We start from the raw sequence: 12,982 nt of genomic DNA on the forward strand, positions 1-12,982 counted from the left end.
GCTGGGGGAGGAACACCCGTGGGCCATTCCGCAATTTCTTATCCATCCATCCTATCGCCGCTCCATTGGTCGTTCGTCACACCTGACGAGCGGGATGGCAGTCAGCTATGCTTGATGGTTCATCCCGAGGATTCCCATGACGGTCCGGCGTGTGGCCCGCTTCCGCCCTTTCCGCGAACAGGACAACCGGCATTCCGACGCCTGGACCTTCCTGCGCAAGGGCGTGCTCCGGATCCTGGACCTTCTGGCCGTGTCCATGGCCATCCTGCTGGTACTCGCCCCCTTCGTCTGGCGGAAGTGGAAGGCCGACAAGGTGGTTGACGCGTGGTCCCAGCCCAGGATGAGCGAGATCTCCCGCGTGGAGACGGACTGGATGACCCTGCCCCGCCTGCCGGATTTCACCCGCGGGGACGAGCCGGTGGTGAAGGAGTTCCTCAACGCCGAACCCCTGGTCCTGGCCGTGCGGGCCCGGTCGGCCCCCCGGAGCCTATGGATCCGCAGGGGGGACGCGCTCGTGCGGGCGGAAGGGGCCGCCGAGGCGACCACCCTGAACGCCTGGTTCGCCAAGGCCGAGAAGGACCAGGTATTCATCTCCTTCCCCACGGATGTGTTGCCAGGGGAACAACGCAGCGGCCCCAAGGTCGTCCTGCAGGGGGACCGGTGGGCCGTGGCCAAGGCCTGGCGCGAAGGCAGCCCCGAAGTCGAGCAGTTCCTGCGCAACCATTTCGGGCCCACCCGGAGCTTCCGGGTGGTGCTGCTGAAGGACGGCGACGAGTCCCGCAAGGACCTGTCGCCCCAGGCCTGGGGCGCGGAGCCCCACCTGCAGGGCGACCCCTACTGGGGGGTCCATTCCGCCTTCTCGGTGCAGCTCATCAGCAACGAATTCCCGGGCTGGACCTTCACCGTCATCCCCTTCCGGGCCGAGGGCCGGGCCATCCAGCTCAACCTGCGCGTGCAGTTCGCCCTGGCCGCGGCCCTGGCCGTGATCGTGGGCCTGTCCCTGGTGCTGGCCCTCTACCTCCGGGCCCGGGCCCGGCGCAAGGCCACCCTGGACGCGGACCGCATGGCCTCCATGACCCACAGCCTCAAGACCCCGCTGGCCATCCTGAAGTTCCGGTGCGACACCCTGCGCCTGGGGCGCCTCCCCCCCGACCAGCTGGATTCCCAGTTGATCCAGATCGGCGAGGAGGCCGACCGCCTTTCCACGATCATCGAGCATGCCCTGATGGCCATCCAGGGCCCCTCGGAGTCGGGCCCGCAGCAGGTGGTGAGCCCCCAGTGGATCCAGGGCGTCGCCGAGGACCTGGCCCCCGCGTTCGAGGCGGAGAACCGGCGCCTGGTGCTGACCTGTTCGGACCAGGCGGGCCGGGCGGCCCTGCCCTCCCTCCGGGCCGCCCTCTTCACCCTGGTGGAGAACGCGCTGTTCCATGGCGCGGGCACGGTGACGGTGGAAACCTCGCGCGTGCGCAAGCGCTTCCTGATCAAGGTCTGCGATCAGGGGCCCGGCCTGGACTCCATGGACATGCGGACGCTGGGCCGTCCATTCATGCGCATTCGGGAGAAGGGCAAGGAGGGTTTCCGGAAGGACGGCCAGGGCCTCGGCCTCAGCCTCCTCATCAAGGTCGTGGAGCGGGAGGGCTGGGGGCTGACCTTCGCGTCCGAACCGGGACGGGGCCTTTGCGCGACCTTGGAGATCCAGCTCGCATGTTAATATTTCATAGTTCCGGAGTCATGAATTGGCACACCTCCTTGTAGTCGAGGACGAAGTCGAGCTTCAGCAACTGCTCGTCACGAATCTTGAATTCGAAGGCTTTTCCGTCGAGGTGGCGGGTGACGGGATCCCCGCCCTGGCGGCCCATGCCAGGCGCCGCGCGGACCTCATCCTCCTGGACCTCATGCTGCCCCACCTGGACGGTTTCAAGGTCATCGAGGCGCTGCGCAGGGCCAACGACGACGTGCCCGTCCTCATGCTCACCGCGCGGGGCGCCGAGGCCGACCGCGTCAAGGGGCTCAGCCTGGGCGCGGACGACTACCTGGTGAAACCCTTTTCCGTCCTGGAGCTGGTGGCCCGAATCCGGGCCATCCTGCGCCGGACCCGCGCCGCCGAGCCGCCCAAGGTCCTCACCAGCGGCCCCTACCACTTCGATTTCACCGCCATGACGGCCACCCGGGACGGCAGGAACCTGGAACTCACCAGCCGGGAGATGCGGATCCTGGAAATCCTCGTGACCTACCCCGGCCGCACCCACAGCCGCTCGGACCTGCTGCGCCTGGCGTGGGAAGCCGACGCCCGGCCTTCGCCCCGGACGGTGGACGTGCACGTGGCCAACCTGCGCAAGAAGCTGGGCGACGACGACAAGAACCGCCACATCGCCACCGTGGGCGGCGAGGGCTACCGCTGGACGGACCGGATCAGCCAGGAGCCTGCCTGAGGCTTCGGGCCGACAGGTAGGCCTCCAGCATCGCCACCAGTTCGGCCGACAGGGAACTCTGGTCGATCGCGGGATCCTCCGGATGGGCGGCGAACCGATGCGTCAGCGCCTCCACCGTATGGATGACCACATAGGCGGCATGCTCCAGTGCGGGGTGCCGCACATCGGGATAGGTGCGAAGCAGCCCCGCCAGCGTGCGCGCATACTGATGCTCGGATTCCAGGAGGAGCCGGTGGACATGCTCCGGAAGGGGCGTCTCCTCCAGGAGGATGTGCTGGAGGCGGGGGCGCCGGACATGGACGTCCAGCATTCCGGAGACATAGTCCTCCAGCGATGCGTGCAGGGTATGGTTCTCGGCCAGCATGTGGCCCACCCACTCCCGCATGCGGCGCCGGGTCTCCTCGATGTGGCGTTCCAGCAAGGCCACGGCCAGGGCCTCCTTGCTGGGGAAGTACTGGTAGAGGGTCCCGATCGAGACGCCCGCGGCCTCCGCGATGCGGTTGGTGGTTCCCTCCGCGTAGCCCCGCTCCTCGAAAACCTGAGCAGCGGCCGTCAGGACAGCGTCCACGGTGGCCTTCGACCGTCGCTGGACGGGCGACCTCCTTGGTTCCAGGCGGGACTTTGACTTCGCAGTTCGGGAAGCTGCAACGCGAGTATTCATAACCTGAATCTTGACTCAGGATTGGTGAATGGCAAGCAGGACTGCAATGGTGACGCTATGACTTCCCCTCCCCGCCCCCACCGCCCTTCCAGCCTGGACCTCGGCGGCTTCCCTGGCCTCTCGGAGCAGGAGTCGGCGCTCCGCATGGAACGCCACGGGCCCAATGAGCTGCCTTCCCCGGAAAGGCGGGGGCTCCCGGCCATCGCCTGGGAGGTGATCCGCGAACCGATGTTCATCATGCTTGTGGCCGCAGGGTCCCTGTACCTGCTGATGGGGGAGCCGGGGGATGCCCTGATGCTCCTCGGCTTCGTCTTCGTGGTCATGGGCATCACCATCGTCCAGGAGAGGCGCACCGAACACGCCCTGGAGGCCCTCCGGGACCTCTCCAGCCCGCGGGCGCTGGTCATCCGGGATGGCGCGCAGCGGCGCATCCCCGGCCGCGAAGTGGTTCCCGGAGATGTCCTGGTGGTGGCCGAAGGGGACCGGATCCCGGCGGACGCCCTCCTTCGCGCCGGGATCAACCTGTCGGTGGACGAGTCCCTGCTGACGGGAGAATCCGTTCCCGTACGCAAGAGGGCCTCGACGGAAGGCAGGGCGCTCGACGTCCCCGGCGGGGACGACCTGCCCTCCCTTTTTTCGGGAACCCTGGTCACCGCGGGTCAGGGCGTGGCGGAAGTGGTGGGAACGGGCCTCCATACGGAACTCGGGAAGCTGGGCAGGGCCCTGCAGCAGGTGGACGTCGAACCCACCTTCCTTCAGAAGGAAACAGGCCGCCTGGTGCGCACGTTCGCCCTGGCCGGCCTGAGCGCCTGCGTCGTGGTCGTGGTCCTCTTCGCCCTCACCCGGGGCGGAGGAGGGCAAGCATGGAGGGAGGGCCTGCTGGCCGGCATCGCGCTGGCGATGGCCATCCTTCCCGAGGAATTCCCGGTCGTCCTTACGGTTTTCATGGCCCTCGGGGCCTGGCGCATCTCCCGGAGCCGGGTCCTCACCCGGCGCATGCCGGCCATCGAGAGCCTCGGAGCGGCCACCGTCCTCTGCGTCGACAAGACGGGCACCCTGACCCTCAATCAGATGACCCTCAAGCGGCTGGATGTGCAGGGTTGCTCCCCGGAGCTGACAGGCGACGTTCTTCCGGAGCCGGTCCACGAGCTGATGGAATACGCCATCCTCGCCAGCAAGCGGGACCCTTTCGACCCCATGGAGCGCGCCCTCCACGCCGCCGGGAAGAGGTGGCTGATGGAAACGGAACACCTTCATCCGGACTGGTCCCTGGCCAAGGAATACCCGCTGGCCCCGGACCTGCTGGCCGTAACCCATGCCTGGGACTGCGGCGGGGGCCAGTTCATGGTGGCGACCAAGGGCGCGCCCGAAGCCGTGGTGGACCTCTGTCACCTGCCTGCGGACCAGAAGGCCGGGATCGAGGCCCGCGTGGCGGACCTGGCCTCCAAGGGTCTGCGCGTCCTCGGCGTGGCCCGGGGCCGCTTCAGCTCGGCCGCCCTTCCGGAGGAGCACCACGACCTCACCTTGGAATTCCTGGGCCTCCTCGGACTGGAGGATCCGGTCCGGCCCACGGTCCCTGCGGCGGTGGCCGAGTGCCGCACGGCGGGCATCCGGGTGATCATGATCACCGGGGACTACCCCGCGACGGCCGAAAGCATCGCCCGGCAGGCCGGCATTTCCGATCCCGGGAAGGTCATCACCGGTCCGGAGCTGGACCGGATGAGCGACGAGGTTCTCGCGGAGCGGATCCGGGAGGTCAACGTTTTCGCCCGCGTCGTTCCGGAACAGAAGCTTCGCCTCGTCATCGCCCTCAAGGCCAACCGCGAGGTCGTCGCCATGACGGGGGACGGCGTCAATGATGCCCCTGCCCTCAAGGCGGCCCACATCGGCGTGGCCATGGGAGGCCGCGGAACGGACGTCGCGCGGGAAGCGGCGTCCCTGGTGCTGCTGGACGACGATTTCACCTCCATCGTCGCCGCCGTCAGGCTCGGACGGCGGATCTTCGACAACATCCGCAAGGCGGTGGCCTTCATCTTCGCGGTGCACATCCCCATCGCCGGCCTTTCCATCCTGCCGATCTTCTTCCCGGGATGGCCGCTCCTGCTGTTGCCGGTGCACATCGTCTTCCTGGAACTGGTGATCGACCCTTCCTGCTCGCTGGTCTTCGAAGCGGAAGAGGCCGAGCCCGGCATCATGTCCCGCCCCCCGAGGGATCCCCAGGAACGGCTGTTCGGCCTGAAGTCCGTCGGACTCGCCCTCCTGCAGGGGGCCACCGCCCTGGGCGCCTGCGTGGCCGTTTACCTCCTGGCCCGCCCCGGTCACGGAGACGATGCAGCACGGGCCCTGACCTTCGTCACCCTGGTGGTTTCCTTCCTGGCCATCATCCTGACCAACAGGTCCTGGACGCAGAGCATCCTCGCCAGCCTCGGGAACCCCAACAAGGCCCTCTGGTGGGTGCTGGGCGGCACGATCACCTTCCTGGCCCTGGCGCTCATCCTGCCCGCGAGCCGGCGCCTCTTCCACTTCGCGCCCATCCACGGCCTGGACCTGGGCATGGCATGCGCCGCCGGCTTCGCCAGCATCCTCTGGTTCGAGGTCCTCAAGGTCGTGCGCCGGAGAGCCGCTGTCTAGCTAGAACCCAAGGTCGTCCAGTTCCTGCTTGGCGGTCCTGGCCTCCGGGGTGCCCCGGAAACTGTCCGTGATCTCCTTGAAGGCCTTGATGGCCGCGGGCTTGAGGCCCTGCTTCAGGAGGCACTGGGCGCGCTTGAGCTTGGCGGGAAGGAACTGGTTGGAGCTGGGGAACTCCTTCAGGATCCGCTCGAAGGAGGGCTGGGCCTTGTCGTAGGCCTTCTGGTTGTAGGACGAGAGGCCCAGATAGAAGAGCGCGTCGGGCGTGCGGGGGCTCTGGGGATGGGCCTTGATGAAGAGGGCGAGGCCGTCGGCGGCCAGGGCGTAGTTGCCCCGGTTGTAGTCCAGGACGGCGGAGTTGAAGGCCTTCTCGTCGTCCGAGGCGGCGGCGGGGGGTTCGTCGGCGGGCTGGGGACGGCTTGCGGGGCGCCGGGGCGCTGCTGCGGCGTCGCCCAGGCGGTTGTTGAGCACCCGGGTGCTGTCCTGGAGCTGGCGCATGGTCTCCTGGAGATCGGCCTGGAAGCGCCGGTCCTGGGTGCGGGACACCTCGGAGGCCTGGCGGTCGTCGGCGGCCTTCTTGTTGGCGTCCTCCATCTGGCTGCGCAGCTTGAAGATTTCCACCTTGAGGTCGGTGACCTGGTCCTCGACCTTCTTGAGGCGGTCCTCTGAGGAACATCCGACGCAGAGCAGCAGGCCCGTGAGCGTCAGGGTGGAGAGCATGGCCCGATTCGTCATCGGCACCTCCTGAAAGACAAAGAGCGGAGGAACGTGTCCCTCCGCTCTTGGATGTCACATGGTCGGCTTCCCGCTACTGGAGCTTGAACTCGTCGCGGCGATTCTCGAGCCAGCTCGCCTCGTCCTTGCCGACGACCAGGGGCTTCTCCTTGCCGAAGCTGATGGTCGTGAGGCGGTCGGAAGCGACGCCAAGGCCCACCAGGTAGGCCTGGGCCGCATGGGAGCGGCGCTCGCCCAGGGCGAGGTTGTACTCCACGGTGCCGCGCTCGTCGCAGTGGCCCGCGATCTGGACCTTGGCCTGGGGATAGGCCTTCATGAAGTCGGCGATGGCCTGCAGCTTGGCCTTGTCGGCTTCGCGGATGTCGGACTTGTCGAAGGCGAAGTTGATGTTCTTGAGGGCTGCGGCGGCGGCGCGCTGGTAGGCGGCGGCCTTCTCGGCCTCGGCGGCGGCGGCGGCCTTGCGGGCGGCCTCGGCCTCCGCTTCGGCCTTGCGGCGGGCGGCTTCTTCAGCAGCGCGCTTCTGGGCGTCGATCTCTTCCTGGGTCGGGCCGGTGGCGACCGGGGCCTTGGGCTGCTCGACCGGAGCAGGGGCGGGCTTCTTGCAGGCCACGCCGATCCCCAGGGTCAGGACCACAGAAAGAGGAATGAGGTTTCGAACGAAGCGCATGATAGGTTCCTCCAACACGCATTAAGTTTAACGCGACCCGGAACATCCGGGCACGAAATATTTCCTTATCTGGACCGCGTCCATTTAGGGCTTTGACAACCATCAAATGCAGTGAGCTTTCTTAGCGTGTTGCCGGAAAGGTCGGTGGTGTACAGCTGCATACCCCCCCGGCTTCCGCTGGTGAACACGATCCGCCGTTCATCCGGGGACCAGGACGGGGATTCCGAACTGGCCACTCCGGTGGTGATTTGATAAGACTTCCCATCTCCCAGCTTGTAGACGAAAAGATCGAATTTTCCTTCGAAACGGGAGACGTAGGCGACCATGGAGCCCGAGGGGCTCCAGGCGGGGCTGCCGTTGTAGGTGCCCTCCCGGGTCAGGCGGCGGACGTTGGAGCCGTCCTCCTCCATCAGGTAGACCTGGGGGCCTCCCTCGCGGTCCGAGGTGAAGGCCATCTGGGTCCCCGCGGGGTTCCAGGAGGGGTCCGTGTTGATGCAGTTGCTGTCCGTGACGCGCCGGACCTTCCCGGTGGCGACTTCCAGCACGACGATGTCCGTGTTGCCGCGCCGGTCGCCCTGCACCAGGGCCAGGCGCTTGCCGTCCGGGGACCACACGGGGCAGAAGCAGTGCCCCTCGACCTTGCCGGCCACGGGATAGAGCCGCACATGGGGCCCGCCCGCGACCTTCTGGCCCCAGATCTCGGGGGCGCCGCCCTTGTAGGTGACGTAGGCGACCCGGCCGTCCGGGGCCACGGTGGGCGAGATGGTGAGGCTCTTGTAGCTGGTGATGGGCATGAGGTTCGCCCCATCCCGGTCCATCTGGTAGATCTCCTTGATGCCGGGGCTCAGCTGCCGCACGAAGACGACGGAGGTGGAGGCCACCCCGGCCTGCCCCGTCAGCCTGGACATGAGGTCGTCGGAGAGCTTGTGGGCCATGCGCCTGAGCGCGGCCTCCCTGCCCGTGTACCGCTTGCTGAAGACGGCGGTGCGGGCCTTCTTGTCCTGGGCGGCCTTGACGTCCACCACCTGGGCCACCACCTCCACGGAGCCGTCCGCGGCCCGCGTCAGCGTGGTGGTGAGGAGCCACTCGGTGCCCGCGTCCGCCCAACCCTTGTAGCTGGAGGCGTCGGTTCCGGCGGGATGGGCGCCCTTGATGACGGCGAAGGGTCCCGCCTCGTCCAGATCCTTGATCAGGACCTCGTGGAAGTCCCCGGTGGCCTTGGCTTCGGCGAGGCCGGCGACCTGGGGCCGGGGGACGGCGATGCCGAGCTTGGAGCCGGCGGAAGCCTCCAGCACCACTTCCTGTCCCTGCTGGGCCTGGCCCCATGCGACCGGGGAGAACACCAGCCCCAGGCCGAGAATCACCCGCGAAACCACGTTTCCAATCGAGCCAGAACAGGTCATGCCCCCACTATACCCCCACATTCCGCGAGTTACGGCGCAAAATTGCACATTGCTCCCCTATTTGAACTCATAACTATAGTTGTGGCGCGCCTGAACCCAGCAGCGACACCAGCCGGAGGTTGGCAGCGGGCATGGGCAGGCGCGCCATTTCCCCAGGGGCGAACCAGCCCCAGGCCAACTGCGCATTCAGGGGCATCGGGCCTTCGCAGAGGAACAGGTGGAGCTCCACCCTGAAGCCGCCGTAGTCGTGCTCCACGGCCCCCAGGGGTTCGGCGCGCTCCGGCGTCCATTCCAGTTCCTCCCGCAGTTCCCGCAGCAGCGCGGCCTCCGGGGTCTCGGCAGGCTCCGCCTTGCCTCCGGGGAATTCCCAGAGCCCGGGAAAGCGCGCCGATTCCAGGTCCCTTCGCTGCAGGAAGAACCTGCCGCCGCGGCGGATCGCCCCGACGGCCACGCGCACGGGGATCACGCCCCGGGCCCCGCGAGGAAGGCCAGCCGCTCGGCGTAGCGCGAACGCAGGGCCTCGATCCACTCCAGCTTCAGGCGCGCGTAGGCCGGGCGCAGCGCGGACTCCACCCAGGCCTGGAGCTCGGCGACGGATGCGCAGGCCTCCATCGCCTCGGCCAGGGGGGCGCGCAGGCCCTCCTCCGGGCGCTGCAGCGCGGCCACCGGCGCGTAGCTGATGCGGTGGATGCGGGAGGGGCCCAGCTCGGCCAGGGCCTTGCGGTGGACGGGGGTCCCGTAGCCCTTGTGCCGGCCGAAACCGTAGCCCGGCAGGGACGCGTCCATTCCGGCCATGAGCGCGTCCCGGTGGGTCTTGGCGAGGATGGAGGCGCAGGCGATGGCGCAGCTCAGGGCGTCGCCGTCCACCACGAGGCGCTCCGCCAGGCCCGTGCGGGGGGCGCGGTTGCCGTCCACCAGGAGGATGCGCGGCTTGAGTTCGCACTGGGAGACCGCCTGGCGCATGGCCAGGAGGGAGGCCTCCAGGATGTTCTCGCGGTCGATGGCCATGTTGTCCACCTCGGCCACCGCCCAGCAGGGCAGGATCATCTTCAGCTCGGAAGCCATGGCGGCCCGCTTCTCGGGCGGGACCAGCTTGCTGTCCCTGGCTTCGCGCAGCACGTGGCCCCAGCGGGCCGCGGCCTCCCGGTCCAGGACGGCGCAGGCCGCCACCACGGGCCCGGCCCAGGCGCCCCGGCCGGCCTCGTCCACGCCGCCCCAGGGGATGCCCCCGGGGAGGTTGCCCAGGTCCCAGTCCAGCGGGTTCATGCGCGCCGCACCGGGAAGGGCTGGCCGGTCCAGGCCTGGAAGGCGGCCTTCTGGGCCAGAGTCGCCTTCAGGTCGGCCGTGATGTGGACGACGCGCTGGGGATTCTCGGCCAGGGTCAGGAGGTAGGTCTCCACGCGGCCGCGCTCCGCGGCCAGGATCCGCACCTGGTCGCCGGGGCCGGCGTCGCCCAGGCGGCCCTGAACCTCCTGGGCCGAAGCCGTGCGCCAGCCGTCCACCGCGAGGATCTCCATGCCGTAGCCCAGGCCCCCCTTGGCCGCGGGGGAGCCGGGGACGACGTTCTGCACGACGGGGGCGCCGGGCTGGAACGTGAGTCCGGCCCAGACGCGGGCCCGGCGCAGGGCGTCGGGATCCTCGGCCTCGGCGCCCGGCAGGGCCTCCCAGGGAGCGCGGGCGTTCAGCCTGATGCCGTACGCCTTCTCGATGCCGGCCGCGTCGAGCGGCGCCCGGCCCTGGATATGGGCGCTCCAGAAGGCCTGGGGATCCTTCCCCGTGAGGTCCTGGTAAGCCCTGCGCACGTCGGGGTCGGTGACGTGGCCGTCGCCGTGGCGCTCCCAGAGGAGCGCGAACAGCCCGTCCAGCCCCTTGGCGCCCCCGGTGGCCAGGCGCAGCTCGGCGTCCATCATCCAGCCGACCATCGCGCCCATGTCGTAGTAGCTCACGGTGCTGTTGGGGGAGAACTCCGTGGGCTTGTAGTGGCGGATCCAGGCGTCGAAGCTGGCCTCCTCGAGGCTCTGCTCCAGGCGCCCGGGCCGGGTGGTGTTGTCGGTCCAGGATGCGGCGAGCTTCCGGGAGACCCAGGACCAGGGCGCCACGCCAGCCTTCAGCACCAGGTCGTACTGGATGAAGCTGGTGAACCCCTCGTGGAACCACAGGAGGCGCGTGGGGTTCTCCGCCAGGTAGTCGAAGGGGCCCAGCGCCGCGTCCCGCATCCGCTTGACGTTCCATACGTGGAAGAACTCGTGGGCGATGAGGGTGTAGAGGTCGTAGTACCCGTCGGCCCTCTCCAGCTGCTGGGGGTCGGCCAGGAGGGAGGTGCAGTCCCGGTGCTCCAGCCCGCCCCGGATCCTGGGGCAGAACGTGAGGAGGAAGAGGTAGCGCCGGAAGGGGAACCCCCCGAAGATGCGCGCCGCGGCGCCCACGATGGCCTCGGTGCCCTCCACGATGCGGGCCTCGTCCCCGGGGTGCTGGCCGGTGATGGCCACCTGGAACTCGCAGCCCCGGGAGCGGAAGGTGTGCATGCGGAAGGTGCCCAGCTCGAAGGGCGAGTCCACCAGGGTGTCGTGGTCCTCGGCGAGGTAGCTCCCCTCCCGCCGGGGCAGGATGGTGGCCACGCGCCATCCCTTGGGCCAGCCTTCGAAGCGCACCTCGCAGGGCCGCGAAGGCTGCCCCTCGAGATAGAGGAAGGTGGCCGCGCCCACCAGGTGGGCATGGAGCGCGTCCACGTGGTTGGTGCGCACGGTCAGGTCGTTGCAGAACAGGCGGTAGGTCACCTTCAGGCCGCGCGGGGAGCCCTCCACGCTCCAGCGCTGCTTGTCCAGCTTGCGGAAGGGGCTGGGCTGGCCCGCGCCGTCCACCACCTCGAGCCGGTCCAGGAACCGCGCGTAGTCGCGCACCAGGTAGGAACCCGGCGTCCAGGCCGGGAGGGCCAGGACGGCGCCGCCCTCCACCGCCTCCGCGGGAAAGTTGAGCTCCACTTCGATCTCGTGCATGGAGAGGCTGATGGGACGGATGGTGGCCAGCACCGGCTCCGGGAGGATCTGTTTCACGGCCATGCTCGCTCCAGTCAAAGATCGCCAAGTTCCAGGAAGACATCCTTCCAGCCCTGGGGCAGGGCCGCGGCGTCCCGCTCGATGGTCGCGCCGTCGCCCCGGACGAAGGGGCCGGTGCGGCCCGCGGCGCCGTGGGCCTCCACGTTGCGCAGCGTGGCCTCGGCCAGGGGGGCCAGGCCCCGTCCCGGCAGCGCCACGCCCTGGCGCGCCAGCAGTTCCCGGGCGCCGAGCCACAGGGTGGCGGCGTGACCCGAGGCCAGGACCGCGCACGCGTGGTACAGGGGCTTGAGGTCCGCGGGCAGGACGAAGGGCGAGAAGCCCAGGTCCGTGAAGGCCGCCACGAGGCCTACCGGGACGTCGCCGGTGAGGGCCAGGGGGGTGCCCCGCCAGTCGGCGGCGGCGCCGCCGAAGCTGGTGAGGGGGTGTGCGCTGGGGACGCCGTCCAGGTGCAGGCTCCCCGAAAGATGGACGCAGCGGCCGGGGAACTGCCGGGCCAGGGCTTCCACGGCCCCGTCGGGGACCGCCAGCAGCACCGGGCCCTCGGGCCTCGCGGTGCCCGGCAGCAGCGCCACCCGGTCCCCCCAGGCCTCCGCCAGGGCCCGACCCGCGCGCCCCCGGCCGAGGATGGTGAAGGATGTCCAGGCTTCCATGCCCCTAGAGTATCCCAATGGCCGCCAATGGCAGAGAATGGTCCGGTGACCTGGCCCCTTCCCCCCGACATGCCCTGGCCCCAGTTCCTCCGGCGCCTTCGGCACCCCGCCCCTCCCCCCGGGTGGCTCGAGGCGGCCGCGGAGCTGGACGAGGTGCGCCGGCGGCCCCTCCTGCTGCGGTGGATCGCCCAGCACCCCCGCATCGGCGCCCACCTGCGGGCGCGCCTGCTGCCCACCCTCCCCTGGCGGGCGCTGGCCAGCATCGCCCAGGACGCCTCGGCCCACCCCCAGGCCCGCCAGCATGCCACGGAGCGCCTCAACGCCCTGTGGCCCGGCCTCACCATGGGCGAGCGCCGCAGCCTGGCCATGGCCGCGCCCCGGCAACTGTGGCCGCAGATCTGGCGTAACCGCGACCGCCGCGTGCTGGAGGCCTTCCTGCAGCACCCGCGGCTGGGCGCGGAGAACCTGGAGGCCCTGATCCAGCCTCCCCTCACCGCCCCCCAGGCCGAGGCGCTGCAGGCCTCACGGTGGCTGGAGATGGTGCCGGTGGCCCATCAGGTGCTGGTGGCCCTGGACCGGGGGCTGGAGAACCCGGACTCGGGGCTGGTCCTCGGCATGGCGTCGCCCTGGATCAAGGCCCTGCCGGAGGAGGAGCGGCTGCTGGCCGCCGCGCGCATGGTCAATCCGGCCCTTCGCCGCATGGTGCGCGCCTGGGCTTCGCCGCGGCTGGAGGAGCTGGACTAAGTGGTA

At 69.4% G+C, this 12,982-nt stretch carries 12 protein-coding genes; 4 read left to right on the forward strand and 8 right to left on the reverse strand.

The window, feature by feature from the left end; translation table 11 throughout:
- Window positions 1–136 precede the first annotated feature (136 nt).
- Window positions 137–1,711, forward strand: a complete 1,575-nt coding sequence (locus tag ACZ5MC_RS13945) for a sensor histidine kinase (protein WP_464516079.1) — start codon at window positions 137–139, stop codon at window positions 1,709–1,711.
- 25 nt (window positions 1,712–1,736) lie between these two features.
- Entirely contained in the window at window positions 1,737–2,432 is a 696-nt protein-coding gene (locus tag ACZ5MC_RS13950) for a response regulator transcription factor (protein WP_306601106.1), read from the forward strand.
- On the opposite strand, the gene ACZ5MC_RS13955 is transcribed toward ACZ5MC_RS13950, so the two are convergent.
- Window positions 2,413–3,000, reverse strand: a complete 588-nt coding sequence (locus ACZ5MC_RS13955; RefSeq protein ID WP_306601107.1) for a TetR/AcrR family transcriptional regulator — start codon at window positions 2,998–3,000, stop codon at window positions 2,413–2,415. The two genes, ACZ5MC_RS13950 and ACZ5MC_RS13955, sit on opposite strands and share 20 nt — an antisense overlap.
- Window positions 3,001–3,150: 150 nt before the next feature.
- Here ACZ5MC_RS13955 and ACZ5MC_RS13960 point away from each other — a divergent pair, with 150 nt between their 5' ends.
- The gene (locus ACZ5MC_RS13960) at window positions 3,151–5,724 is read left to right on the forward strand and encodes a cation-translocating P-type ATPase (protein ID WP_464516080.1); all 2,574 of its coding nucleotides are present in this window, start codon (window positions 3,151–3,153) and stop codon (window positions 5,722–5,724) included.
- On the opposite strand, the gene ACZ5MC_RS13965 is transcribed toward ACZ5MC_RS13960, so the two are convergent.
- From ACZ5MC_RS13965 to ACZ5MC_RS13995, 7 genes are all read right to left on the reverse strand, one after another.
- The gene (locus ACZ5MC_RS13965; protein WP_306601109.1) at window positions 5,725–6,456 is read right to left on the reverse strand and encodes a tetratricopeptide repeat protein; all 732 of its coding nucleotides are present in this window, start codon (window positions 6,454–6,456) and stop codon (window positions 5,725–5,727) included.
- 73 nt (window positions 6,457–6,529) lie between these two features.
- On the reverse strand, window positions 6,530–7,123 hold the full coding sequence (locus ACZ5MC_RS13970) for an OmpA family protein (RefSeq protein ID WP_306601110.1): 594 nt from the start codon (window positions 7,121–7,123) through the stop codon (window positions 6,530–6,532).
- A 65-nt stretch (window positions 7,124–7,188) separates the two neighbouring features.
- Window positions 7,189–8,499 (reverse strand): hypothetical protein, encoded by a 1,311-nt coding sequence (locus ACZ5MC_RS13975; protein WP_464516081.1) that lies wholly within the window; start codon window positions 8,497–8,499, stop codon window positions 7,189–7,191.
- A gap of 100 nt (window positions 8,500–8,599) precedes the next feature.
- Window positions 8,600–8,992, reverse strand: a complete 393-nt coding sequence (locus ACZ5MC_RS13980) for an NUDIX domain-containing protein (RefSeq protein WP_464516082.1) — start codon at window positions 8,990–8,992, stop codon at window positions 8,600–8,602.
- Window positions 8,989–9,792: a ribonuclease HII gene (locus ACZ5MC_RS13985; protein ID WP_306601114.1), complete on the reverse strand. Its 804-nt coding sequence runs from the start codon at window positions 9,790–9,792 to the stop codon at window positions 8,989–8,991. The genes ACZ5MC_RS13980 and ACZ5MC_RS13985 overlap by 4 nt, the downstream gene beginning before the upstream one ends.
- On the reverse strand, window positions 9,789–11,585 hold the full coding sequence (locus ACZ5MC_RS13990; RefSeq protein WP_464516083.1) for a M61 family metallopeptidase: 1,797 nt from the start codon (window positions 11,583–11,585) through the stop codon (window positions 9,789–9,791). The genes ACZ5MC_RS13985 and ACZ5MC_RS13990 overlap by 4 nt, the downstream gene beginning before the upstream one ends.
- Before the next feature lie 11 nt (window positions 11,586–11,596).
- Window positions 11,597–12,232, reverse strand: a complete 636-nt coding sequence (locus tag ACZ5MC_RS13995) for a DUF2520 domain-containing protein (protein WP_464516084.1) — start codon at window positions 12,230–12,232, stop codon at window positions 11,597–11,599.
- A 45-nt stretch (window positions 12,233–12,277) separates the two neighbouring features.
- Between ACZ5MC_RS13995 and ACZ5MC_RS14000 the strand changes: the two genes are divergently transcribed.
- Entirely contained in the window at window positions 12,278–12,976 is a 699-nt protein-coding gene (locus ACZ5MC_RS14000; RefSeq protein WP_464516085.1) for a hypothetical protein, read from the forward strand.
- The last annotated feature ends 6 nt before the right edge of the window (window positions 12,977–12,982 follow it).

The sequence above is a fragment of the Mesoterricola sp. JemC181 genome, assembly GCF_055384585.1.

Excerpts from the sequence above, each read along its gene's own strand:
- ACZ5MC_RS13990 (WP_464516083.1), bottom strand. The coding sequence starts at position 11,585 with ATGGCCGTGAAACAGATCCTCCCGGAGCCGGTGCTGGCCACCATCCGT.
- ACZ5MC_RS13985 (WP_306601114.1), bottom strand. The coding sequence starts at position 9,792 with ATGAACCCGCTGGACTGGGACCTGGGCAACCTCCCCGGGGGCATCCCC.
- ACZ5MC_RS13995 (WP_464516084.1), bottom strand. The coding sequence starts at position 12,232 with ATGGAAGCCTGGACATCCTTCACCATCCTCGGCCGGGGGCGCGCGGGT.
- ACZ5MC_RS13965 (WP_306601109.1), bottom strand. The coding sequence starts at position 6,456 with ATGACGAATCGGGCCATGCTCTCCACCCTGACGCTCACGGGCCTGCTG.
- ACZ5MC_RS13970 (WP_306601110.1), bottom strand. The coding sequence starts at position 7,123 with ATGCGCTTCGTTCGAAACCTCATTCCTCTTTCTGTGGTCCTGACCCTG.
- ACZ5MC_RS13945 (WP_464516079.1), top strand. The coding sequence starts at position 137 with ATGACGGTCCGGCGTGTGGCCCGCTTCCGCCCTTTCCGCGAACAGGAC.
- ACZ5MC_RS13960 (WP_464516080.1), top strand. The coding sequence starts at position 3,151 with ATGACTTCCCCTCCCCGCCCCCACCGCCCTTCCAGCCTGGACCTCGGC.